Raw genomic sequence first — 22,799 nt, 5'->3', positions numbered from 1 at the left:
CCTGAGACGAAAGAGACCTCCGTCGGAGGCCTCGGGCGAAACGGATGTCGCGCTCTGCGCTAGCGCACGCTCCCGCCTCGCCCCTGGCGCCACGACCAGCCATGCGTGCGGGAGGAAGCCATCGTGGGATCGAGCGTAGCGCCCGCCCACGCGGCGCGCAACGACCGACGCCCGCCCGACACGGCGTGGCTACGCTGACCGCGCATGGCGAGCGCAGTCATCCTCTCCGCTGTCAGGACGCCCTTCGGCCGGCTCGGCGGCGGCCTCGCCAACGTCCCTGCGACCGAGCTCGGGGCGATCGCCATCCGCGCGGGGCTCGAGCGCGCGAAGGTCGACCCCGCGGAGGTTGGCTACGTCGTCATGGGCCAGGTGCTCCAGGCCGGGGCGGGCCAGGCGCCGGCGCGTCAGGCCGCGGTCGCGGCCGGCATTCCGAAGGAGGTGCCGTCCGACACGATCAACAAGGTGTGCGCCTCCTCGATCCGGGCGCTCGAGATCGCCGAGCTGATGATCGCCGCCGGCCGCCACGACGTCGTCGTCACCGGCGGGATGGAGTCGATGTCCCGGGCGCCGTACCTGCTTCCCGAGGGACGCTTCGGCTACCGCATGGGAAACGGAGAGGTTCTCGACCACATGGTCTTCGACGGCCTCACGTCCACCTTCGACGGCTTCCACATGATCCAGCAGGCCTCCGCGGTGTCGCGCGAGCTCGGCATCTCGCGCGAGGACCAGGACGCGTGGGCCGTTCGCTCCCACGAGCGCGCCGCGGCGGCACAGGACGCGGGCCGCTTCGACGACGAGCTCGTCCCCGTCGGCGACGTCGTCGCCGACGAGAGCATCCGGCGCGACACGACGCTCGAGAAGCTCGGCGCACTGAAGCCGGTCTTCGACCCGGAGGGAACGACGACGGCCGGCAACGCCCCCGGAGTGACTGACGGCGCGTCGTGCGTCGTCGTCTGCTCGGCTGCATGGGCAGAAGAGCGCGGCCTCGAGCCGCTCGCGCGGATCGTCGGGCACGCATACGTCGCGGACGACTTCGCCTACCTCGCGCGGGTGCCGGCGCGCGCCGCCGAGAAGGCGCTGACAGCTGCGGGCCGGACGATGGACGACGTCGCGCGTGTCGAGATCAACGAGGCGTTCGCGTCGGTGGCGAAGAACTCGACGCAGATGCTCGGAGCCGACGAGGAGCTCGTCAACGTGAATGGCGGCGCCGTCGCGCTGGGTCATCCGGTCGGAGCTTCGGGAGGCCGGATCGTCGGCACGCTCGTCCACGAGCTTCGTCGGTCGGGAGGCGGCCTCGGTCTCGCGGCGATCTGCTCGGGCGGCGGACAGGGCGACGCCGTGCTGCTCGAGGCGTGATCGCGCGAGTCGCGACGCTCCTCCTCGCGTCGCTCGTCCTCGCTCCCTCGGCGCTCGCGCTCGACTGCCCGAACGTCCCACTCGACGAGCGCCTCGACGCCGCCGATGCCGCGTTCGTCGGGCGTGTCGCGGGCGAACGCGCCGTGGCGACCGGGAATGTGTACCGCTTCGTCGTCGACCAGAACGTCAAGGGCCCGGTCGGGCGGGAGGTCGAGGTTCGCTCGGCGACGCGTCTCGTCGACGCCGCCGACAAGCCGATCCTTCACGACGAGGCGCTCGGGGTGCTCGCGAACCTCTCGGGCGCCGAGCTCGTCACGGAGTCGTGCCTGCTGACCGACCCGGGGGCGCTTCTCTCGGTGAGCGACGAGCCCCGGGGCAACGGGATCAGGGTCGTGATCGGGCTCGTCATCCTCGCGGCCGTTCTCGCTTACTCGATCCGTCGGCTCCGCCAGCGGCGGGCCGCGATCGTCGGCGGCGATAGGGTCGGCAGATGAGCTTCGACCGCGTCCTCGTCGTCGGCGCCGGGCAGATGGGCGCAGGCATTGCCCAGGTCGTCGCAGCGTCGGGGCGCGACGTGCTCCTGCACGACACGCTGCCCGGCGCCACCGCGCGGGGCCTCGAGGCCATCGCGACGAGCCTCGGGAAGCTGCACCAGAAGGGCGGACCCGACCCCGGGCCGGTGCTCGACCGAATCACCGCGGTCGAGTCGATCGGCGAAGCGGATCTCATGATCGAGGCGATCGTCGAGAACGCGGAAGCGAAGAAGGAGCTCCTCCGGGCCGCGGACGACGCCCTTCCCGCTCACGCGATCCTCGCCTCGAATACGTCGTCGATCCCGATCACCCAGCTGGCCGCCGCCACGTCCCGGCCGGCACAGGTGGTCGGCATGCACTTCTTCAACCCGGTGCCGGTGCTCGCGCTCGTCGAGGTGATCCGGGCCGAGCAGACGTCGGACGAGACGGTCGAGGCGATCGTCGCGCTGGCCCGCGACCTGGGTAAGACGCCGGCGGAGGCGAACGATTTTCCCGGATTCGTCTCGAACCGCATCTTGATGCCGTTCATCAACGAGGCCGCGTACGCGCTGATGGAGGGCGTCGCCGAGCCGGAGGCGATCGACACCGTGGCGCGCCTGGGGTTCGCCCATCCGATGGGGCCGCTCGCGCTCGCCGACCTGATCGGGCTCGACACGTGCGTTGCGATCATGGAAGTGCTGCACGAGGGGCTCGGGGACCCGAAGTACGCTCCGTGCCCGCTCCTGCGGCGTCATGTCGCGGCGGGCCGCCTCGGCCGGAAGTCCGGCCGAGGCTTCTACGAGTACGGATAGTCGTTGGACAGTCGTGTCGGAGCCGAGCTGTGCGCCCAGGCCGGCGAGGACGAGGCCTTCGTCGAGCGCGCGTTTCGCGACGTCCTCCGTCGTCCGCCGGACGACGAGGCGCGCGCGCGTGCCCTGGAGAAGCTCGCCGACGGAACCCTCTCTCGCGCGACGTTCCTGCACGAGCTCGTCAACGCACCCGAGGCGACCCGCGTGCGCGAGCTCGACGATGCGGTCGCGCTCGGCCTCGCCGCGCGGGCGCGCGGCGAGCGGCTGTCATGGCTGCAGGCGCCGGCCGGAACCGACGAGCGCGTCGTGGAGATCCCATGGGTTCTCTCGCGGCTCCTCGCGTCGGGACGGGTGCTCGAGGTCGGGTACGCATACGCGGAGCCGGCGTACCTCGGCGCGCTCGTCCGGGCTGCCGTCGAAGTCGTGGGCGTCGACCTTGCCGAGCGCGACGTCGAAGGTATCGAGCGGGTCGTCGCCGACGTACGCTCGCTTCCGCTCGACGACGCGAGCGTCGACCAGGTGCTTCTCGTCTCGACGCTGGAGCACGTCGGCGCGGACAACACCGGCTACGGCTTGCCTGCCGAGAGCGACCCGGGATCGCGGGCGGACGCGCTCCGTGAGCTCCGGCGCGTCCTCCGGCCGGGGGGTCGCCTCCTCGTCACGGTGCCCCTCGGCGAGCCGGGAGACCACGGCTGGTATCGACTGGACGACGTCGCAGGCTGGACGCATCTCTTCACGTCCGCGGGTCTGTTCCTCGAGGAGCAGGAGGCGTACGAGCTGACCGAAGACGGGTGGCGCGCCGCCCCGTCGTTTCGCGCGGAGGGCGTCGGCTACGGCGATCGTGGTCCCGCAGCCTCGGCCGTCCTCTGCACGGAGCTGTCGCCGGGTCGCTTCCGCAGGCTCATGACGCCCGACGGCCTCGTGCGCACGGTCAAGCGGCGGGCGCGACCGCTCCGCCACCGCTCCTGAGGCACGCCCTACACTCCCGGCGTGGACTTCGCCCTGACCGGCGAGCAGCGCGAGATCCAGGCGCTCGCGCGGGAGATCGCCGACAACGACATCGCGCCGCATGCGGGCGATTGGGATCGCGAGCACCGGTTCCCACGAGAGGTGTTCGCGAAACTCGGCTCGCTCGGCCTGATGGGCGTCTGCATTCCCGAGGAGCTCGGCGGTGCGGGCGCCGACTTCCTGTCGTACGTGCTCGTGCTCGAGGAGCTCTCCCGTGCCGACGCCGGCGTCGGAGTGACGGTCGCCGTGCACACGAGCGCCGCGACGCTGCCGATCGTCACGTTCGGCACGGAGGAGCAGAAGGCGCGCTTCGTGCCGGCGCTCGCGCGGGGAGAAGCGCTCGGCGCATTCGCGCTCACCGAGCCAGGCTCCGGATCCGACGCCGGGTCGCTGCGGACGACCGCCGTGCGGGACGGCGACGGCTGGCGCCTGTCGGGCTCGAAACAGTGGTGCACGAACGGCAGTCATGCCTCGACGTTCCTCCTCTTCGCGCGCACCGATCCCGAGACGGTCGGCGCGCGCGGCGTGTCCGCATTCGTACTCGACGCCGACCACGTCGAGGTCACGCGCGAGGAAGAGAAGCTCGGCCTTCACTCCTCGTCGACGGCGGACCTCCGCCTCGAGGACGTCCACGTCGACGGCGACCGGCTGCTCCACGAGGAGCGAAATGGATTCGCCGTCGCGATGGCGACGCTGGACGGCGGTCGGATCGGGATCGCAGCGCAGGCCGTGGGCATCGCGCAGGCCTCGCTCGACACGGCACGGGCCTATGCGCTCGAGCGGGAGCAGTTCGGCTCCAAGCTGGCCGAGTTCCAGGCGATCCGGTTCAAGCTCGCGGACATGGCGACGGAGATCGAGGCCGCCCGCCAGCTCACCCTCCGCGCGGCGTGGCTGAAGCAGGCAGGGCTGCCTCATGGGCCCGCAGGCGCGATGGCCAAGCTGTTCGCCTCCGGGGTCGCCGTCCGGGCGAGCCAGGAGGCGATCCAGGTGCTCGGCGGCTACGGGTACACGCGCGAGTTCCCCGCGGAGCGGTACTACCGCGACGCGAAGATCACGGAGATCTACGAGGGGACGAGCGAGATCCAGCGGATCGTCATCTCGCGCGAGCTCCTGAAGACCGCCGAGCGGCAGCTCGCGGCGTCTGTCCCCGCAGAGGACTGACCGCCGCGAGGCGTGGCGTTGCTCGGAGCGTCGCAGGGGACAGGCCCCTGCGGGGCCAGTCCCCACCTGGCAGTGCCCACTATCCTCAGCCCATGCCGCGGGCACGAGACGAGCCGGTTCGGCTGACGAGGATCTACACCCGCGGCGGCGACGCGGGGGAGACCTCACTCGGCGACGGTTCCCGTGTCTCGAAGCTCGACGGCCGCATCGAGGCGTTCGGGACGGTCGACGAGCTGAACGCGGCGATCGGCATCGTCCTCGCGGGTGCCGTGCCGGGCGAGCTCCGGCCTGTGCTCGAGCGCGTCCAGAACGAGCTCTTCGACGTCGGCGCCGACCTGTCCGTCCCCGCGCACGTCGAGGGACGGCTCCGGGTCGAGCAGTCGATGGTCGATCGGCTCGAGGAGGACTGCGACCGGTTCAACGCCGGGTTACCCGAGCTCAAGAGCTTCGTCCTTCCCGGTGGGACGACGGCGGCAGCCGGGATCCACCTCGCACGGACGATCTGCCGTCGCGCCGAGCGCGAGACGCTCAGGGCGGCGACGGTGACGGAGCTCGGGCCGCTCGTTGCGGTGTACCTGAACCGCCTCTCCGACCTCCTCTTCATCCTCGCACGAAGCGCAAACGCCCTCGCGCACCACGACGAGCCGCTCTGGAAGCCAGGCGCGACACGCGGCTGACGGAGGGTGGTACGGCCGCCGAGGTCTTCGCCGTCGCGGTGCGGCTCGGCTTCACCTCCTTCGGCGGCCCGGTGGCGCACATCGGCTACTTCCGCGAGGCCTACGTCGTCCGGCGTCGTTGGCTCGACGAGCGGGAGTTCGCCGAGCTCGTCGCCATCGCGAACCTCCTGCCCGGCCCGTCGTCGAGCCAGCTGGGGATCGCGATCGGGGCGCGCCGGGCGGGTCGGCTGGGCGGGCTCGTCGCCTGGCTCGGCTTCACCCTCCCGTCGGCCGTCGTCATGACCGTCCTCGCGTTCGCTGTTGCGTCGGCTGACGTCGCCGACGCGGGATGGGTGCACGGCCTGGAGCTCGTTGCGGTGCCGGTGGTCGCATTGGCCGTGCTCGCGATGCGCCGCTCGCTCGCGCCCGACGTCCCGCGGCTGGTCCTGGCGGTCGCAGGAACGGTCGTCGCGCTCGCGTGGAGCGGGTTCGGCGGACAGGCTGCGGCGATCGTGCTCGGCGCGTTCGTCGGCGTCGTCCTTCTGCGGGACTTGGGTCGACCGCCCGCCTCCAACGAGCGCTCTTCCAGGCCAGGGCTGCTGCCGCTCGCATGCCTCGTGGTGTTTGCAGCACTCCTCTTCGGGCTTCCGGCGCTCCTCGCCCCGGGAGACGACGGCGCGCTCGCGCTGGTCGACGCGATGTTCCGGTCGGGCGCGCTCGTCTTCGGCGGCGGGCATGTCGTCCTCCCGCTCCTGCACGACGCGGTGGTCGCCCCCGGTTGGGTCGGAGAGCAGGAGTTCCTCGCGGGTTACGGGCTCGTCCAGGCGATGCCCGGGCCTCTGTTCACCTTCTCGGCGTATCTCGGTGCGGTGCGCGATCCGGAGCCGAGCGGGATCGCGGGTGCCGCCATCGCTCTCGGGGCGATCTTCCTGCCCTCGTTCTTGCTGCTCGGGGGCGTCCTGCCGCTCTGGTCGTCGATCCGGCGACACGGCATCGTGCAGGCGGCGCTCGCAGGCGTCGGCGCGGCCGTCGTGGGCGTACTCGCCGCGGCGCTGTGGAACCCCGTGCTGACCACCTCGATCGGCGGAATACGCGACGTCCTCTTCGCGGCAGGGTTGCTCGTCCTGCTGCGCGTCCTACCCGTCTGGGCCGTTGTCCCCCTTGCGGCCGCCGCCGGGGTGCTGGTCTTCTAGCTCGCCACGGCGACGACCGGCCACGTCCCGGTGAGCCAGTCGGCCAGCTTCCCGGCCGGCATCGGGTGGCCGAGGTAGAAGCCCTGCGCGTGGTCGCAGCCGAGCGCGAGCGCGGCCTCCCAGGCGAGCTTGCTCTCGACTCCCTCCGCCACCGTCTCGAGCCCGAGGCCATGGGCGAGCTCGACGAGCGACCTGACGATTGCGTCGGCCCTACCGCCCCGCCCGGCCTCGTGGAGGAACATCGCGTCGATCTTCACCTGGTGGAGAGGCAGCGTCCGGATCGCGGCCACCGAAGAGGCACGGCCGAGGTCGTCGAGCGACAGGCGGACTCCGAGCTCCTTCAGGTGGGCGATCACGGTCGCGTCCAGCTCCGAGCCTGCACCCGGGCCGGACGGGACGACCTCGAGCGTGAGGCGCTCCGGTGCGATCTCGCTCTTCCGCAGCAGGCGCTCGAGGCCCGCCACGAGCTCCCCGTCGTCGATCATCCGGTACGGAACGTTGATCGCCACGCCCAGCTCGTGGCCCTGCGCCTCCCACTCGCCGAGGCAGCGAAGGGCGTCGCCGGCGACGGCGAGCGTCAGCTTCCGCACGAGCGGCGTCCGCTCGACGTGCGGCACGAAGTCCGCGGGGCCGACGAGCGTGTCGCCCCGAACCCGCCGCACGAGCGCCTCCGCCGTCCGCACGACGCCCGATGGGAGCTCGACGATCGGCTGGTAGTGAACCACGATCTCGCCCTGCTCGAGCGCGTACTCGAGATCCCTCACGACCCCGCCGTCGAGTGGTGCCCGCGTAATCACCGACTCGTCGCTCGTGTCTCGCTTCGTTGCGTACATCTGGTTGTCGGCGCGCGCGAGCAGCTCCTCAGGCGAGACGCCGTCCTCGGGGAAGAGAGCCCACCCGATCGAGGCGTCGAGCTCGACGACCCCGCCGTCGACCCGGTACGAGCGCCGGAGGGCGTGGCGGATACGGCCGGCCAGTGCAGCGGCTTCCTCGTCCTCGGACGTCCCGAGGGAGAGCACGACGAACTCGTCGCCGCCGACGCGCGCGACGGTGTCGGTCTCGCGGACGACCGACTCGAGTCTGCGACTGGTGGCGCGCAGCACCTTGTTACCGACCTCGTGCCCACGGATGTCGTTGACGCCCTTGAAGCCGTCGAGGTCGACCACGAGGAGCGCGAACGGCTCGTTCGAGCGCCGCGAGCGCGCGAGCGCCTGCGCGATGCGGTCGTCGAGGAGATCGCGGTTCGGAAGGCCGGTGAGCGGGTCGCGGAGCGCGAGCCGCTGCGCCGCCAGGATCCTCGTGACGAGGAACGTGGTGGCCGCGCCCGCATACCCGGCGAGCGCCATGGAGAGAAAGAATGCTTCCTGCGGCCGGTCCGTGAGGCTCAGGTTGAGTGCCGCAATGCTTCCGAGCCCGAACAAGCCCACTGCCGCCGCGGGCCATGCCAACCAGCGTCGAGCAGCCCGTCGATCGAGAGCCTCACGCACTTCCCCCTCTGTTTCTCGCGCCCCGACGCCATGGAGCGGGCGCGTGCTCCGCAGTGACCGGATCGTCGCCGAGGAGGCCGCGGGCGGCCCCTCCCCGGGTGGGTGAATCCCGTCCCTCGTTCGGGGGAGAGGATCGCCCCACTTCGCGGTGAATCCCGCTCCGTGCGCCTTCGGCTCGCTGCGCTCGTCGTCTGGCTCGCGCTGGCAGCGGCGTGCCTCGCGGTCTTCGGCGTCACGGTCGAGGCGATCGTGAACGTGCTCGGATGCGCGGTCGTCGTCGCCGTCACCGTCACCGACCTCGAGCGTCGGATCGTCCCGAACCGCATCGTCCTGCCCGCGCTCGCTGTCGCGCTCGTCGTGCAGACGATCCGCGATCCGAGCGTGGAGTGGTTGCTTTCCGCCCTCGGCGCGGGAGGCTTCTTTCTCGTCCTCGCACTCGTCTACCCCGCAGGGCTCGGCATGGGCGACGTGAAGCTCGCAGCCTTCCTCGGCGCCTGGCTCGGCTGGAATGCGTTCGTCGGCCTGTTCATCGGCACGCTGCTCGGCATGCTCCCCGCGCTCGCCGTGCTCCTGCGGCGGGGTGCGGCTGGACGACGCACCACGCTTCCGTACGTGCCGGCGCTCGCGGCGGGCGCAGTGATCGGGCTGTTCTTCGGCGACGCGATTCTCGACGCCTGGCTCGGCTGAGCTACTCGTCGACCGGCAGGGCCATGGGCTCGAGCACGGCGCAGCTACGGTCGTCGCGCGGGAAAGGCGATGCCGTGATCCGCACGCAGCGGTAGTAGCCGTCCTCCAGCTCGACGAGCTCTCCAGGCTCCGGCGGCGGGCCGGTGCGTACGACGAGGCGATACCGGTCGGCTGCGGCGAGCGCGACGTGCTCGTCCTCGCGGACGACCCGACGTACGCCGGCGCCCTCCAGGGTGCGGCCCAGGTCGTCAAGCTGACGCGCGAGCTCGGCCAGCTCCGCGGCCCTGTGCTCGAGCTCGACCTCCCGGAGCCGGACTGCCTCCTCGCGTCGTTCGATCGCCGCGGCACGCAGCTCGACAGCGCCGAGCGCGCGTCGGCGATCCTCGACCTTCGCCTCGGCGTGCTCGAGGGCGGCCTCGCGGCCGTCGAGGTCTGCCGACCTGACGCTCAACTCCGCTTGCCGGAGGTCGAGCTCGGCCGCACCGTCGCGCAGGATCTGCTCGACGCGGTAGTGCAGCTCGCGCGCACGCTCCTCCCGGTGTTCGAGCTCCTCGACCGCCGCGCGGATCTGTGCCGAGCGCTCCTCGAGCTCGCGTCCGCGCTCGGCGATGAGCTCCGCCACGGCGTCCGCGGCGTCGGAGGGCGTGAACAGTCCGCGGAGCCGGCCGCGCTTGTCGCCGCCTGTACCGCGACCGGGCCACTGCTCCCACTCGCGCTCGTTCCGTGCCTGGCCCTGCATCCGTCTCCCTTCGCCGGAAAGCGCCGGCGGCACATCCTCAGCCGTCGAGTTCGAATGAGCCGCCGGCGCCCTCCGGCGTTCGTCGCCCCTCGACCCTTTCCTGCCCGAAGGGGTAGGTCGACTCATCCGTCCGGGGGAGGATGGCGGGGCCTGTTGTGCGTACAAGAGTGAATATGGATGCAATGGGTGCTCGTCTCCTCGCCGCGCGCATCGCGGCGGGCGTGCGCATCGGAAGCGTGATCGAACTCGTGTCGGACAGCGACCCCGAGCTCCGGGCCGGTGACCGCGGCGTCGTCCGCGGGATCGAGGCCGGCGGCACGGTCGTCGTGGAGTGGGAGCGCGGCTTCGACCGCGCAATCGACCCGCGGCAGTCCGCGTTCCGCGCGCTTCCTGCGGCGTAAGAACTCAAGCGGCCGGGGACTGGCACCGCGGGTGCCTGTCCCCCGTGGGCGTGGCCGTGCACAGAACGTCGTGCTAGGACGCAATCGTCACAGCGGTCAGCCCCCTTCGGCGACAGACCCCTAGATGTCAGCGGCTGCCGAGGTCGAGTGTGACGACCCAGGTCGACTCGCCGCCGAAGACTCCGCCGGCTGCGGGGTTGAACATGATCGCGAGGCCGGCCTCGTGGAAGAGGCCGCGCAGAAGGTTGGCGCGGTGCCCCGGCGAGCCCATCCAGGCGTCGACGATCGCTGCGGCGCTCGGTGTCGAGCCGCCGAACATGGCGAGGTTCTCACCGACCGTCCACGCTCCCGAGCGTGGCGCATAGAAACGCTTGATCCGTTCCGAGAACGCTGTTCCGTTGCGGGACTCGTGCGAGAAGAACCCGTAGATCGCCATCGCGCGGGAGTGGGCTGCGGCGGAGCGCGACAGCGCTTGAGATGCGGCGAGACCTCCGAGGCCGCGTCGTGTGCGTACAGCGTTGATCTCCCGCAACACAAGCTCCTCGAGCGAGGGTGCGCGGGTCACCGAGGACTTCGACGCGGTCGTCGCGCCCCGAGCCGTGCCGGTTGCACCGGCCGACGACGCGGCGAAAGCGCTCGCGAGCGCTACGAGCAACACGACGATCGTCCGGCCGCGGAGCATTGCGCATCCTATCGTCGATTCGAGGCTCGGAGCGCGACCCCCCTTTTGGGGGTTCGTGTCTCTCGGCAACGCCGGCTCTAGGGCTTGCCGTTGTCCTGCCCGTAGGCGTTGCCGACGCCGCAGCCCTGGCCCTTGCCCGGGCCGCTACCGGCACCTGGGCAACCCGGCGTGGTGGTGGTGGTCTCACCCGCCGATGTGTCGGTGGTCGGGGTCGGCGCCGGCGCCGGCCCCGGCGATTCGCTCGTGCCGCCAGATGTCGGTTCGGGGGTTGGGGTCACCGGGTGGCTTCCCCCTGCGGACGAGCCTCCGGCTCCTGGCTGTGGGTTCCCGCTGCCGTTGCCGTTCGATGCGCCCGGTCCGACGGGCGGCGCGGTCGGCTTCGCCGCCGGCGGTGTGGGCTTCGGCTTGGGCTTCGAGGCTGCCTTGGGATTGCGGACCTTCGGCTTCTTCGGCTTCGCCTTGGCGGGCGTGGTCGTGCCCTTCGGTGGCGCGGACGCCGCCGTGGGTGACGCGCCCGGCGCGCCTCCGCCCGAGACCGAAGGCGCGGAAGACGGCGTGGTGGCTGCCGGTGTCCCGGCGGCGGCTGCTGGGGTCCCGGAGCCGCTGCCTGTGGCAGGCCCGGTGCCGGCGTCCCCGGCGGATCCAGCCCCGTCCTTGGTCGCCCCTGCGCCGCTGCCGTTCGCGGATCCGGTGGTCCCGTCGCTCGCGGTCTCGCCGCCCGCGACCTGACCGACCACGGAGGTCTCGCTCTCCATCGCGACGCCGCCTGCGACTGCGTTGGCGCCGTGCTGGGCGCCGCTGGACGGGCTCGCCCCCCGGGCCGGCGGAAGTGTGGTCGCCTTGGTCCCAGCTGGACCCTTCTGGTTCTGGCCGGTGGCCGTCGTGCGCTCGTGCGTCGCGCTTGGGCTCGCGGAGGTGGACGACGGGGATTCGCCCTGGGCGAGCTGCACACCCTTGTAGGCGAGGCCCGTCGCGACGGTCGCTGCGACGATCACCGCCGCCACTTTCACTGCGGCGGCAACGAGCGACCCACCCGCGACGGCTCCGCCGCTCGTCGCGCCCCCGACGCCCACACCGGTCGCGCCGGCCGCGCCGTTCGACGCGGTACCCGTCGCGCCGAGGCCGATGGTCGGCAGCGACGCCGCAGCAGAGGCGCTCGGCACGCCCTTGAAGAGCGCAAGGCCGACTGGGATCGGAAGGACGGCGAGACCCTTGAACGCATGCCGCTGGCGCTTCTGCATCTGCGCCAGCCGGGCGCAGTCCGGGCACTCGGCGAGATGCTCGTCGAGCCGCCGCCGATCCTTGCGTGACAGCCGACCGTCGAGCTGCTTCGACATCGCGAGCTCGGCGTTCTGGCAGGTGACGACATTCTCGAGCTCCTCGGCGAGCGACCGGCGCGCCCGGAAGAGCAGCGTCTCGAGCGCCGATGTCGTGAGCCCGAGCAGGCCCGCGATCTCGTTGTACGACCGTCCCTCGAGCTCCCGCATGACGAGCGCCTCGCGCTGCGCCGGCGGGATCCGCTGGAGCGCGCGGACGAGCTCGTCGACCTCGATGTCCTCCTCGGCCGGCGTCTCCGGCACGTCGTGGACGAGCTCCACCTCGGCCGGTCGGGAGGCTGCCTGGCGCCAGCGCTGCCGCACGACGTTCTGCGCGATCGCAACCAGCCATGCCGAGGCGTTCTGCGGCGACTCGCCGCGCTCGAGCGCCCGGAGCGCGTTGACGAACGTCGTCTGCGTGACGTCTTCCGCGTCCGCGTGATTGCCGAGGACGGCATACGTGTAGCGGTAGACCTCGCCGACGTGATGCCGGTAGAGGTCGTCGAGCGCGGCGTTTGCGCGCGTGCTGGTTTCAGTGGCAGCCATTGCCGGCTCTCAGGATCACGTATTCCGCCGGCGCGCGCATCCCCCTTACAGAGTCTTTACAAGCGAACACGCAAGTTTTCCGGCCGCCGCGCATCTTCCTGGGTGAAGGGCCAAGAGAAACACGATGAAGAAGCTTTCACTCACGAACCTCCTCCTCCTTGCTTTCGTCGTCCCGGCGGCTCATGCGGTCGAGCCGTCGGCGGCGCCGAACGCAGGTTGGTCATGGAGCGACAGGACGAACATCTTCGGCCGGTGTGTGTCGATGACGGCAGTAAAGCTCGCTGCGGCGCAGGCGGCCGCCGCGGCGAGGCCGTCACTTTCGAAGCGATGCACGATGGCTCTCGCCCGCGGGGGGTCGGCGCTCGGGAGCCTTGGCCGTTGCATGTCGGACAAGGGGCGGCTCCTGCAGCCGTAGAGGGGTCCCACATCGCTGCTCACCCCGGAGTGGGGGCCGGGGAGGGCAGAGAGTTGGGGAGGGCTACCGGCGGCGGAGCCCTCCCCTTCATTTTTTTGGGTCTAGCGAGGTCCGTCCCCGGGGGTCTGTCCGCGGGGCCTGTCCTCCGTGAAGCGTGGTCTTGGTCGGGAGCGCCGCGGGGACGGGCCCCTGCGGGGGACAGGCCCCTGGGGCCAGCTCAGCGGAAGGCCGACCGCTCGTCGGGCGTCACACGCGGCAGGGCGAACGTCAGCATCGTCGGGCCGCCCGGGGTGCTGTCGATCTCGAAGGTGCCTCCGAGCATCCGCACGCGCTCGCCGATCCCGACGATGCCGAGGCGGCCTCGCTGCGCCGCCCGGGCGAGCGCGCGTCCGACCTCGAAGCCGTGGCCGTCGTCGGTCACGCGCACCTCGATCGAGGCGCGGCGCATGCGGAGCCGGATCTCCGCCGTCGACGCGCCCGAGTGCTCTCGGATGTTCGACAGCGACTCCTGGATCGCGCGATACACGGCAATCCGTTGTGCCGAGGTCAGCGACTCGGGGTCTCCGCGGATCTCGAGCCGCGTGTCGATCCCCGTCCGCTCCGCGAAGGAGTCGACCTCGCGGTGGAGGATCTCGCCCAGCGGACGCGTGATGATGCTCCGTGACTCGAGCGACCGCGAGAGCTCCCGCAGCTGGCGGTCCAGCTCCGTGACGCGTGCCAGGATGTCGTCGAAACGACCCACGGCGCGCTCACGATGCGCGTCGTCGACGAAGGGGTAGACCTGGTCGCGCAGCAGGGAGACCTCCGCGCCGAGCGAGAGCACGTCCTGGATCGGGCCGTCGTGGAGATCGAACCCGATGCGCATGAGACGTTGCTCGCCGGCCCGCACGAGCACCCGTTCGCGCTCGGCGGAGCGCTCGAGGAGGAGCTCGCGCTCGTAGATCGCCGACATCGCCGTGGCCGTGGTGGAGAGATAGGCGTCCGCTCGGGAGACCGGGTCACCGACCCGGGCGACGATCGCCGCACACGGGGCGTTGAACCGACGAACGAGCGATGAGCGAAGCGTTCGCCCGCCGAGCAGGCTCATGGGGCCGCCCCGGCGGAGTGCCGCCTTTGCCGTGGCACGAGCGCGGCGGCTCGATGCGCCGTCGCCGAACGACAGCACAGGGTCCACGACGCCGTCGTGCGTCCGCCAGAGAGAGACGTCGCTCGCGACGCCGAGGTGAACGAGGAGCCGAAGCTGCATCTCGCACGCGACGAACGGCGGCAGCTCGAGCAGGAGCCCGTTCAAGCACGCGATCCGGTGGAGATCGAAGCGGGCCGCTTCGAGCGGCTCGTCACGCGTCTCCGCGAGGGTCGCGACCGCAACGGCAGCGTCGTGCTCGTCCAGTTGCCCCTCTGCCGCGAGAGCGACAACGACGTTTGCCACGTAGACACCGACGGCAATCCGGTCTGCGGCGTCGCTCCGTCCCGCGCCGTCGTACGCGGCGAGCGCGACGCGGTGGGCTGCCTTGAGATACGGCTGGGCGCGGTCGTGGGTCTCCGCCTGCAGCGCTCGGTGCGCGGCGTCGAGCCTCTGCGCGCCGCCATGACCTCCCGGCGCCGTTGCCGGCGAACGTGACGGCGATGCATCCTGGAGATTCGTGAGCGGCGCGACGGAACCTGCCGCGGACGTACCGCCCGCCGGAAAGCTGGTCATGGTCCTCGCCTGATCGATTGTTCGCTTGGAGTCATCTCGTGTCGCCCCCTCGTTCACCCTGTCGGACACGACCCCTGCACGAACCCCTGAGACTACACGGCTTTTCGCTCGATCGCGTCCTCGATCGCGGCGACGACGCCCTCCGTGTCGTCCCATTTCTCGTACACGCGCATGCCGGCCGGGGCGCGGTCGGCGGCGTCCTCGCCGACGAGGACGACGGTCGCCTCGGGACGCCGCGCGCGGGTCACGTTCGCCAGGCGGAGTCCCTCCGTCATGGCGCCGGCGTCGATCACGACGACGTCCGCCGCCTCGCCTCCGGCAGCCTCTGCCGCGCCCTGAGGCGGCACGCTGGCGACGACGCCGATGCCCTTCCCGTCGAGCAGAAAGCGGACGAGCTTCAGGTAGCGCTGGTCGGTGGAGGCGAGCACGACAGCGCCGCGTCGCTCGCCCTCGAGATCTGCGACGGGGATCGGCGCCGCCTCGTCTGCAGCGCGCGCCGCCCAGGCGACACGGTCGCCGAGCGCGAGCCCGCGCCGCTCACACTCGCCGGCGCGGAGCTCGACGACCTCCCGGGCCCCGCGGCAGGAGGCGGTCTTGAAGGACGGCAGATTCGGCACGATCTTGACCACGATCTGGTCGGCGTCGAGAAAGACGACATCGATCGGGAACCGCATGAACGCCGTGTGAATCGACCACGCCGGGCGGAGGAGGACAGCGTGACCCGACGGGAGCTCCTTCTTGCCGAGGAGGCCGCGGAGCCGCCGACCCGTCGAGTCGGCGACCACCACGGATTCCGCGACGACCCTTCCGTCCTCGCGGCGAAGCGTCAGGTTCGGGACCTTGCGCACGGCGGGCGCCGGCTACTCGCCCGTCCCGCCGCCGAGCACGTCCAGGATTCGGATCATCACCGGCAAGAGGATGACGATGAAGAGCGCGGGCATGATGAGGAAGAGGATCGGGAAGAGGATCTTCACCGGCGCCTTCTGGGCGCGCTCCTCTGCATACGCCCGCTGGCGCTTGCGTAGCTCGATTGCGAGGTTCCGCATGATCTGGCCCGTGGAGACGCCCATCGTCTCACCCTGCGCGATCGACCTCGAGAACATCCGGACGCCCGGCGTGTCCACGCGGGCCAGAAGGTTCTCGAGCGCCTCGACGAGAGTCAGGCCCATGTTCTGCTCCTGGAGTGTGAGACGCACCTCCGAGGACAGGGGCTCCTTGATCTTCCCGGCGGCGAGCCTCAGCGACTGGGGGAAGCTGAGGCCGGCCTCGAGGGTCACGACGAGGAGATCGATCAGGTCGGGTAGGCCACGCTCGACCTGGTCCCGGCGCTTCCTCGCCCGCGAGTCCACGACGAACGTGGGGAGGACCCAGCCCAGCACCGCCGCACCGATCGTGCCGAGCACGACGAGCCACGCCTGGGCTCCGCCGACGCCGGTCAGCAGCAGCCACAACACGGCAAGCCCCAACGCCGCGAGGAACTGTGTCCCGAGCAGGCGTTCAGGCGTGGTCGTGTACATGCCCGCGGCGATCAAGCGAGCGCGGTAGTTCTTTCCTCTGAGACGCGAGAAGCGCTGTCCCAGCCAGCGGCCCGTGCTACCCGCGAAGTCGCCTACGCGAACACGGAGGCCCGGCCCTTCTTCGGTCGAGGTGGGAAGTGTCCCGGCGAAGCCGTACGCGCTGATTTGCTCCAGCGTCTCGGTCGACGGCCCCGCGGGGCTCGTGAGCGCCCGGATGACCATCGTGACCGCGACTGCGAGGAGGAAGAGCCCGATGAGTGCTACGACATGAATCATGGTCAGAGCTCGATCGTGATGATTCGACGGATGACGTAGAAGCCCAGGATCATCATCAAAACAGCCGCCACGGACGCCACTTGGCCGACCGTCTGATGGATGAGCGGGTCGAGGTGCGACGGGTTGACGAGCAGCAGGAAGACGAGGATCCCCACTGGGACGAGGGCGATCACCCAGCTCGAGAACTTGCCCTGGGCCGTCAAGACCTTGACGAGACGGCGAATGTCCATCCGCGCGCGGATGTTCGCCGTCACCTGATCGAGAACCTCGGCGGTGTTACCGCCTGCCTCACGCTGCACGAGCGCGAGGACGGCGACCTGATCCATGTCGCTCGACTGCATTCGCTGTGCGGTCACCTCGAGCGCCTCGTCGAGCGGGATCCCGAGCTGTTCGTCGGTGACGACGCGGCTGAACTCCCGCTTGGACGGCTCGGGCGCCTCGTCGGCGACCACGCCCATGGCGCCGGCAAGGCTGTGGCCGGCCCGGAGCGCGGAGGCGAGCACGTCGAGGTTCTCGGGAAGCTGCTCGCTGAAATCGTTCCGGACGGCCCGAGCCCTCCCGCGGACGAAGAGGTTGAGGCCGATCGGCGGTATGACGCCGAGGACGAACCAGAACGGCCCGAGCGCGACGGCAGCGACGACAGCGATGAGAAGCCCGCCGAGGACCGCCAGCCACACCATTCTGCTCGGATCGTGCTTGATCTGTGCGACGTCGACGTCGTCGGCAAACCCGGACATCCATTGCATCTTCCGCTGCTTCTGCTTCTGCTGGCTGACCGCAAGGAGCAACGCATCGACTTCCTTGCGCCGCTCGGTTGCGCGCTCCTCTGCCGGAAGCGTGACGAACTCTCCGAGCCTCGCGACGAGCGCTCTGTTCGAGCGCAGGCTCCAGAGCGAGCGGAGCGTGAAGATCGCGAGCGCCAGGACGAGCACGACCACCAGCGGGATCAGGAACCACGACTGAAGGAGCTTGTCCCGGAAGGCCGGCTCGTACGGCGCGGCGGTACCGGTCGACGGGCTCTGATACGAGAACGACACGGGCTCTGCGCCCTTGACGGCGACCTCGACGTCGACCTGCTGGTCCGGCTGCGCGGTCGAGCGGTACCGCAGAAGGTACTCGTTCGAGAGCTGGAAGCCGAGCTCGTCGTAGATCTTCGTCAGGGCATCGGGCGACGTGGCCGCCGCGTACGTGCCGCCCGTCTGGTCTGCGATTCGCTGGAGGTCGTCGGCGGTGAAGTCGGGCGACTCGATGCCGACCGTGAACACGCGGATGCTCTGATCCTGGAGCTGAGCCAGAGCCGAGTCGAGGTTCGTGACGCTGCCGACGTCGTCTCCGTCCGAGAGCAGGACGATCCGTGCCGCGCCGAGCGCCGAGCCGCGCACCTGTGCGACCGCCGCCGCGAGGGCGTCGTACAGGCGTGTTCCTTCGGCCAGCTTCGGAGGCTTGGCGAGCACCGCCTTGATCTGCTTCTGGTCGGTCGTCAGCGGCAGCGCGACGGTCGGCTTCACGTTGAAGAAGACGACCGACAGCGGCTGCCCGGGGTTGCGTGCCGCGAACGCCCGTGCCGCCTCCATCGCCGAGTTGATCGAGCCCTTCATGCTGTTCGAAGCGTCGATCAACAGCACGGTGCCGATCCCCTCCGCCGATGCGGCCGAGAGCACACTGAGGTTCTTGACGGCGTTGCCGTCTTCCGTGACCGTGACATCGTCCGCCGTCAGCACGGACCCCTTCGCGTCCGGCAACGTGAGGACATAGGCGCGGTCCGGGAACAACGCGCTCCCGGCCTCGACGACCTGCACGCTGCCGCTATCCGCAGCGGCGGCCGGCAGTGCCGCGACCGCAGCGACGACAGCGGCCGCGGCGAGCCAGATGAGACGAGCGCGACGCGTCACCGTCGGAGGTCCGCGACGTTCGCAGTGACGGGCCGGTGCGTGAAGAGCCCCGCCGGAAGCTCGATGCCGCGCTTCGCGAACTTGTCGAGGAAGATCGGCCGCAGCCCGGTGGGCTGAAGCTTTCCGTTGATGGTTCCGTCGGGCGCGAACGAGTCGATCTTGAACTCGAAGATGTCCTGCAGGGTGATGACGTCGGACTCCATGCGCTGTACCTCGGTCACCGCGGTGCAGCGACGGGAGCCGTCCTCCATCCGCTCGATGTGGACGATCAGGTCGAGCGCCGAGGAGACCTGCTGGCGGATGGCGCGGACCGGGAGGTCGTAGCCGGCCATCAAGACCATCGTCTCGATACGCGCGAGCGCGTCGCGCGGCGCGTTGGCGTGGACGGTCGAGAGCGACCCGTCGTGGCCCGTGTTCATCGCCTGGAGCATGTCGAGCGCCTCGGGACCGCGGCACTCGCCGACGATGATCCGGTCGGGTCGCATGCGCAGCGAGTTGCGCACGAGGTCGCGGATGGGGATCGCACCCTCGCCCTCGATGTTCGGCGGGCGCGCCTCGAGGCGGAGGACGTGCCGCTGATGCAGCTGCAGCTCGGCCGCGTCCTCGATGGTCACGATCCGCTCGTGGTCGGGGATCGCCGACGAGAGGCCGTTCAGGAGCGTCGTCTTGCCGGAGCCCGTACCGCCCGAGATGAGGACGTTGAGCTGCGCCTGGATGCACCGGCGGAGGAAGTCGACGGACTCCTCGCTGAGCGAGCCGATGTTGACCATGTCCTGCAGCCCGAGGCGCTTGCGCGCGAACTTCCGGATCGTGAGCAGCGGGCCGGAGAGCGAGAGCGGCGCGATGATCGCGTTGACGCGCGAGCCGTCGGGCAGGCGTGCGTCGACCATCGGCGAGGACTCGTCGATGCGACGGCCGATCTGCGCGACCATCCGGTTGATGATGCGGCGCAGGTGCGATTCGTCCGAGAAGCGCACGGTCGTCTCGTAGAGGCGTCCCTGACGCTCGATCCAGATTTCGCCCGGCCCGTTGACCATGATCTCCGTGATGGAGTCGTCGGCCAGCAGGCGCTCGAGCGGGCCGTAGCCGAGGATGTCGTCGGCGATCTCCGACGTCAGCCGCTCGCGATCCTCGCGCGAGATTCCCGTCTCGCCGGAGAGGTGACGGCGGATGTCCGCGATCACGCGGTCGCGCATCCCGACCGGGTCGAGCACCTGGCCGGTGAGCTGTGGCCCGAGCTCGCTGATCACGAGCATGTGGATCGAGTTCTTGAGGTCGGCGAACGGCTCCTTGGTCTGCTGCTGGACCGCCGCCGCCGGCTTGGTCGTGACGAGTCGCTCGTGGAGCTCCATGCGGCTACTTCCTTCTGAAGCGGAACAGGGATCGGGAGTGGCTGCGGCCAGACGGCTCTGCCGTGGCTGCGGCGAGCGCCTCGCCATTGGCGGCCGGCTCCGTGAGGAACAGGCCGGCGAGGTCGTGGAAGGACGCGGCCGCGTACGACTGCGGGCGCGACAGCGTGATCGGGATGCCCTCGTTCACCGAGCGGGGGATCTCGCGATCGGACGGAATGAAGATGTTCGGCTCGGCCCCGAGCACCATGACCACGTCGTGCTGGCTGATGCCGACGCGCGTGTCGGCGCGGTTCAGGACGAGCTGGATCTTCTTCGGGTCGTAGTCCATCAGCCCGAGCGTCTCGAGCCCGAGCTTCGTGTTCTTGAGCGAGAGCGAGTCGAGCGTGCCGACCATGACCAGATCGGAGCTCGCGTCGATGGTGGCGATCACCTCGGCGGTGAAGCCGGGGGGCGTGTCGGCGATGACGAAGTCGTACGCGCCCCGGGCGACGACGAGAACGTCGCGCAGGAGCTCGATCGTGATCGCGCTCGCCTGGTCGGGGCGCGCCGGCGCGAGGAGGACGTCGACGCCCGTGTCGTGCGTCATGACGTAGTCCGCCAGCTTGTCCGCGTCGAGCGAGCCGCCCGAGATCGCGAGGTCGTACATCGTCTTCTCCGGCGGAAGCCCGAGGCAGAGCGCGACGTCGCCGAACTGGAGGTCGAGGTCGATCACCATCACCTTCTGGCCCGCGAGCGCGAGCGCGACCGCGAGGTTGCAGGAGGTGAGCGTCTTGCCCGTGCCGCCCTTCGGCCCGAGCACGCAGATGAGGCGCCCGTCCTTGCGGTCGCCGCCGCCGACCGTGCCCCTTCGCGGGGCACGGGTGATCGCCTTGCTCATCGCGAACCGGAGCTGCTCCTTCGACTGCGGGAACAACGCCATGTCCGCCGCTCCGGCCTCGAACGCCCGCCGGAGGAACCCGTTCGGCGACGACGTCGAGAGGACGATGATCGGCACGTCGGGAGCAGTCCGGTGCGCACTGTCGATGATCTGCAGCGAGCGGTCGTCCTCCCGGCCCTGGCACGCGACGAGCATCACGTCGACGTCCTTGTCGTGGAGGAGTCGAACCGTCTCGTCGACGCCGTCGGTGACGCCGACGAGCTCGAAGGTCGGATCGTCGGGCAGGGCCCGCTGGACGTCGAAGACGTCCAGCCCCTCGACCGCGACCAGTGCGCGCATGGAGCGATCCATCGTGGTCTACCGCTGTCCCTGGATCTCGCGGAGGAGCTCGATGCTCGTGATGGACTTCTTCGGGGCGTTCTTGGCGTCACCTGCCGGGCGCAGGAGGAACCAGAGCGTGCCCGAGTCCGATGCCAGAGCGAGCTTCTGTGCGAGCCCTGCGTCGGCACGGAGGATCGCCGGTGCGCCGTCGCCGGCCGGTGCCCTCATCACGAGCACGTTCGGTGCGAGCAGGCCGAGAACCGTGCCTCCGCTCGCTCCGGTGCCGTAGTAGATGTCCACACGGTCGCCGCTCGAGACGAACCCGACGAGCCCGCGAGCGCCGGACACCGGGATCGCGACCGCTCGCTGCTTACCGGTGAGCTGCGTCGGGATCGCGTCGGTGAGGCCCGCGGTCAGGTCGGCGGTGGTGATCTGCTGGCCGGGGAAGATGTCTGCGACCGCCACGCGCCCGTTCAGGTACGCCGGGTCGGAGATCGCGCCGACCTTGAGGTCGTCCTTCGCGAGGGTCGCGGCCTGGAAGAGCTGCTTCTCGGCAATGACGGTGCCGGATGTGCCCTTCGGGATGAGGTTCTTCGCCACGAGCACCGGCGTCTCGGCCGTCGAGCTCTTGACGCTCGAGCGGTACTGGACGAGGTACGCGATCAGCAGGATGGCGGCCAGCACCGCGGCGGCGATGCCGAGCGCGAGCGTCCAGCCGCGGGACTGCTGAACCTTGGTTGTGAGCGAGGTGTTCGACACGGGGGAGTTCCTCCTGGGTTCCTCTCTTATCGGCAGATCATCGGACGAGCGTAGGCCGGCAGAACGTCAGCAGGTCCTCGGTGCAGACGGCGTTCTCGTCGACCGGGCCGGGCTCGTACTGGACGCCCGCGACGAAGACGCCCTGCACCGTTCCCTTGTCGGGCGCAGCGTACGGGACATTGTTGAAGTCGGGGTCTGGGCACGGGTCGTTTTCGGATGCGTTCTGACCCTTCCAACCCATCACGTAGAAGCTCGCGAAACCGAGAATCGGGACCTCGACCTTCGAGCCCGACACGTTCTTGAGCGCCTGGTACGGGATGATGAACAGGCTGATCACGCGGGGATCGCTGAGGTCTCCGCCCTTCTGGACCCAGCCGTTCGGGTCGCCCGGCTTCCCGTCGTAGTTCCCGCAGTACGCCTCGGCCGCGGTCTTCCACGAATGGCACTTGTTCGTGCTGGTGTCGAGCGACGGGTCTTTGCAGTTCTGGGTCGCCACGATCATCCAATCGCCTGTCTGACCGTTCGAGCTTCCGGGCGCTTGCAGGACGCAGCGCCACGGGTTGGTGGACGAGTTGGTGCCGTACGGCGGCGGCATCGGCGTCGTCGAGTACCAGAGGTTCCAGTCCGGACACTCCTTCGTTCCCGTGTTCCACCACGGCCCGTTGACGAACGGATTCTCACCGAACCAAGGGTCGCAGCCGCCACGGAAGAGCAGGAACTCCTTGCCGCTGGACACAGCTGGATCGCACGCGACGAGCTGGCTGCCCTGTGACGATTCCGTGCGCAGGGTGGTGAAGATTCCGGGGCGGAGCACGGACCGGATGCCGATCGTCGGGAAGACGGTTACGTCAACATTTCCGTCGGTGACGTTGTCGAACGGCGCATTCGGAAGCCCGCCCGCGAACGGCGAGCCCGATGTGCGGACCAGGTCGAGCGCGCCTGCGGACTCCTGCGTGCCGATGTACGACTGCTGAGCTAGCTCGTCATAGGACTTCTGGCCACCCGTTGGGGGAGTCCAGAAGACCTTGACCGTGACCGGGTTGTCGCCCGTCTCGGGATTGCTGCCCTGCTTGTTGGTAGACGCGACGATCGGCGTGCCATTCGTGATCCACATTCCCGTCGGGTTGCTGCCAGAGGG

At 70.2% G+C, this 22,799-nt stretch carries 22 protein-coding genes; 9 read left to right on the top strand and 13 right to left on the bottom strand.

The window, feature by feature from the left end; translation table 11 throughout:
* Positions 1-204 precede the first annotated feature (204 nt).
* From VNM44_RS11585 to chrA, 7 genes are all read left to right on the top strand, one after another.
* Entirely contained in the window at positions 205-1,356 is a 1,152-nt protein-coding gene (locus tag VNM44_RS11585; protein ID WP_325626038.1) for an acetyl-CoA C-acyltransferase, read from the top strand.
* The gene (locus VNM44_RS11580; protein ID WP_325626037.1) at positions 1,353-1,850 is read left to right on the top strand and encodes a hypothetical protein; all 498 of its coding nucleotides are present in this window, start codon (positions 1,353-1,355) and stop codon (positions 1,848-1,850) included. The genes VNM44_RS11585 and VNM44_RS11580 overlap by 4 nt, the downstream gene beginning before the upstream one ends.
* Positions 1,847-2,680, top strand: coding sequence for a 3-hydroxyacyl-CoA dehydrogenase family protein (locus VNM44_RS11575; RefSeq protein WP_325626036.1), 834 nt, complete (start codon positions 1,847-1,849; stop codon positions 2,678-2,680). The genes VNM44_RS11580 and VNM44_RS11575 overlap by 4 nt, the downstream gene beginning before the upstream one ends.
* Positions 2,681-2,683: 3 nt before the next feature.
* Positions 2,684-3,646, top strand: a complete 963-nt coding sequence (locus VNM44_RS11570) for a class I SAM-dependent methyltransferase (protein ID WP_325626035.1) — start codon at positions 2,684-2,686, stop codon at positions 3,644-3,646.
* A gap of 21 nt (positions 3,647-3,667) precedes the next feature.
* On the top strand, positions 3,668-4,846 hold the full coding sequence (locus VNM44_RS11565; protein ID WP_325626034.1) for an acyl-CoA dehydrogenase family protein: 1,179 nt from the start codon (positions 3,668-3,670) through the stop codon (positions 4,844-4,846).
* A gap of 92 nt (positions 4,847-4,938) precedes the next feature.
* A complete protein-coding gene (locus tag VNM44_RS11560) occupies positions 4,939-5,523 on the top strand; it encodes a cob(I)yrinic acid a,c-diamide adenosyltransferase (RefSeq protein ID WP_325626033.1) in 585 nt (194 codons plus the stop codon).
* Positions 5,496-6,695, top strand: coding sequence for a chromate efflux transporter (gene chrA / locus VNM44_RS11555; RefSeq protein ID WP_325626070.1), 1,200 nt, complete (start codon positions 5,496-5,498; stop codon positions 6,693-6,695). The genes VNM44_RS11560 and chrA overlap by 28 nt, the downstream gene beginning before the upstream one ends.
* On the opposite strand, the gene VNM44_RS11550 is transcribed toward chrA, so the two are convergent.
* Entirely contained in the window at positions 6,692-8,041 is a 1,350-nt protein-coding gene (locus tag VNM44_RS11550; protein WP_325626032.1) for a putative bifunctional diguanylate cyclase/phosphodiesterase, read from the bottom strand. The two genes, chrA and VNM44_RS11550, sit on opposite strands and share 4 nt — an antisense overlap.
* 303 nt (positions 8,042-8,344) lie before the next feature.
* Here VNM44_RS11550 and VNM44_RS11545 point away from each other — a divergent pair, with 303 nt between their 5' ends.
* Positions 8,345-8,869: an A24 family peptidase gene (locus VNM44_RS11545; RefSeq protein WP_325626031.1), complete on the top strand. Its 525-nt coding sequence runs from the start codon at positions 8,345-8,347 to the stop codon at positions 8,867-8,869.
* Position 8,870: 1 nt separating this feature from the next.
* On the opposite strand, the gene VNM44_RS11540 is transcribed toward VNM44_RS11545, so the two are convergent.
* Complete coding sequence (locus tag VNM44_RS11540) at positions 8,871-9,608, bottom strand: hypothetical protein (protein ID WP_325626030.1); 738 nt, start codon at positions 9,606-9,608, stop codon at positions 8,871-8,873.
* Between the two features lie 182 nt (positions 9,609-9,790).
* Between VNM44_RS11540 and VNM44_RS11535 the strand changes: the two genes are divergently transcribed.
* Complete coding sequence (locus VNM44_RS11535) at positions 9,791-10,009, top strand: DUF4314 domain-containing protein (RefSeq protein WP_325626029.1); 219 nt, start codon at positions 9,791-9,793, stop codon at positions 10,007-10,009.
* 127 nt (positions 10,010-10,136) lie between these two features.
* Here VNM44_RS11535 and VNM44_RS11530 read toward each other — a convergent pair whose 3' ends face one another.
* The 11 genes from VNM44_RS11530 to VNM44_RS11480 form a co-directional block, all read right to left on the bottom strand.
* Positions 10,137-10,691 (bottom strand): CAP domain-containing protein, encoded by a 555-nt coding sequence (locus VNM44_RS11530; RefSeq protein WP_325626028.1) that lies wholly within the window; start codon positions 10,689-10,691, stop codon positions 10,137-10,139.
* A 77-nt stretch (positions 10,692-10,768) separates the two neighbouring features.
* Positions 10,769-12,553 (bottom strand): sigma-70 family RNA polymerase sigma factor, encoded by a 1,785-nt coding sequence (locus VNM44_RS11525; protein WP_325626027.1) that lies wholly within the window; start codon positions 12,551-12,553, stop codon positions 10,769-10,771.
* 180 nt (positions 12,554-12,733) lie between these two features.
* On the bottom strand, positions 12,734-12,886 hold the full coding sequence (locus VNM44_RS11520; protein WP_325626026.1) for a hypothetical protein: 153 nt from the start codon (positions 12,884-12,886) through the stop codon (positions 12,734-12,736).
* A 299-nt stretch (positions 12,887-13,185) separates the two neighbouring features.
* A complete protein-coding gene (locus VNM44_RS11515) occupies positions 13,186-14,667 on the bottom strand; it encodes a sensor histidine kinase (protein WP_325626025.1) in 1,482 nt (493 codons plus the stop codon).
* 92 nt (positions 14,668-14,759) lie between these two features.
* Positions 14,760-15,515, bottom strand: a complete 756-nt coding sequence (locus VNM44_RS11510) for a DUF192 domain-containing protein (RefSeq protein ID WP_325626024.1) — start codon at positions 15,513-15,515, stop codon at positions 14,760-14,762.
* Between the two features lie 12 nt (positions 15,516-15,527).
* On the bottom strand, positions 15,528-16,460 hold the full coding sequence (locus tag VNM44_RS11505) for a type II secretion system F family protein (RefSeq protein WP_325626023.1): 933 nt from the start codon (positions 16,458-16,460) through the stop codon (positions 15,528-15,530).
* 2 nt (positions 16,461-16,462) lie between these two features.
* Entirely contained in the window at positions 16,463-18,352 is a 1,890-nt protein-coding gene (locus VNM44_RS11500) for a type II secretion system F family protein (RefSeq protein WP_325626022.1), read from the bottom strand.
* A complete protein-coding gene (locus tag VNM44_RS11495; protein ID WP_325626021.1) occupies positions 18,349-19,704 on the bottom strand; it encodes a CpaF family protein in 1,356 nt (451 codons plus the stop codon). Before VNM44_RS11495 ends, VNM44_RS11500 begins: the two co-directional genes overlap by 4 nt.
* Positions 19,705-19,708: 4 nt before the next feature.
* Positions 19,709-20,920, bottom strand: a complete 1,212-nt coding sequence (locus VNM44_RS11490) for an AAA family ATPase (RefSeq protein WP_325626020.1) — start codon at positions 20,918-20,920, stop codon at positions 19,709-19,711.
* Positions 20,921-20,938: 18 nt separating this feature from the next.
* Positions 20,939-21,661 (bottom strand): Flp pilus assembly protein CpaB, encoded by a 723-nt coding sequence (cpaB, locus tag VNM44_RS11485; protein WP_325626019.1) that lies wholly within the window; start codon positions 21,659-21,661, stop codon positions 20,939-20,941.
* Between the two features lie 37 nt (positions 21,662-21,698).
* On the bottom strand, positions 21,699-22,799 hold a 1,101-nt coding region (locus VNM44_RS11480), incomplete at its 5' end, for a hypothetical protein (protein WP_325626018.1).

Origin of the sequence: Gaiella sp., assembly GCF_035558935.1 — a bacterium.
Taxonomy (GTDB): Bacteria; Actinomycetota; Thermoleophilia; order Gaiellales; family Gaiellaceae; genus Gaiella.
Note: the sequence above shows the minus strand (reverse complement) of the source record. Positions and strands in the feature narration are given on the sequence as shown.

What these genes read in the sequence shown, in the direction of transcription:
- VNM44_RS11515 (WP_325626025.1), bottom strand. Translation starts at nt 14,667, where the DNA reads ATGACCAGCTTTCCGGCGGGCGGTACGTCCGCGGCAGGTTCCGTCGCG.
- VNM44_RS11490 (WP_325626020.1), bottom strand. Translation starts at nt 20,920, where the DNA reads ATGCGCGCACTGGTCGCGGTCGAGGGGCTGGACGTCTTCGACGTCCAG.
- VNM44_RS11540 (WP_325626030.1), bottom strand. Translation starts at nt 9,608, where the DNA reads ATGCAGGGCCAGGCACGGAACGAGCGCGAGTGGGAGCAGTGGCCCGGT.
- VNM44_RS11575 (WP_325626036.1), top strand. Translation starts at nt 1,847, where the DNA reads ATGAGCTTCGACCGCGTCCTCGTCGTCGGCGCCGGGCAGATGGGCGCA.
- VNM44_RS11530 (WP_325626028.1), bottom strand. Translation starts at nt 10,691, where the DNA reads ATGCTCCGCGGCCGGACGATCGTCGTGTTGCTCGTAGCGCTCGCGAGC.
- VNM44_RS11560 (WP_325626033.1), top strand. Translation starts at nt 4,939, where the DNA reads ATGCCGCGGGCACGAGACGAGCCGGTTCGGCTGACGAGGATCTACACC.
- VNM44_RS11495 (WP_325626021.1), bottom strand. Translation starts at nt 19,704, where the DNA reads ATGGAGCTCCACGAGCGACTCGTCACGACCAAGCCGGCGGCGGCGGTC.
- VNM44_RS11585 (WP_325626038.1), top strand. Translation starts at nt 205, where the DNA reads ATGGCGAGCGCAGTCATCCTCTCCGCTGTCAGGACGCCCTTCGGCCGG.
- VNM44_RS11525 (WP_325626027.1), bottom strand. Translation starts at nt 12,553, where the DNA reads ATGGCTGCCACTGAAACCAGCACGCGCGCAAACGCCGCGCTCGACGAC.
- VNM44_RS11505 (WP_325626023.1), bottom strand. Translation starts at nt 16,460, where the DNA reads ATGATTCATGTCGTAGCACTCATCGGGCTCTTCCTCCTCGCAGTCGCG.
- VNM44_RS11535 (WP_325626029.1), top strand. Translation starts at nt 9,791, where the DNA reads ATGGGTGCTCGTCTCCTCGCCGCGCGCATCGCGGCGGGCGTGCGCATC.
- VNM44_RS11550 (WP_325626032.1), bottom strand. Translation starts at nt 8,041, where the DNA reads ATGGCGCTCGCCGGGTATGCGGGCGCGGCCACCACGTTCCTCGTCACG.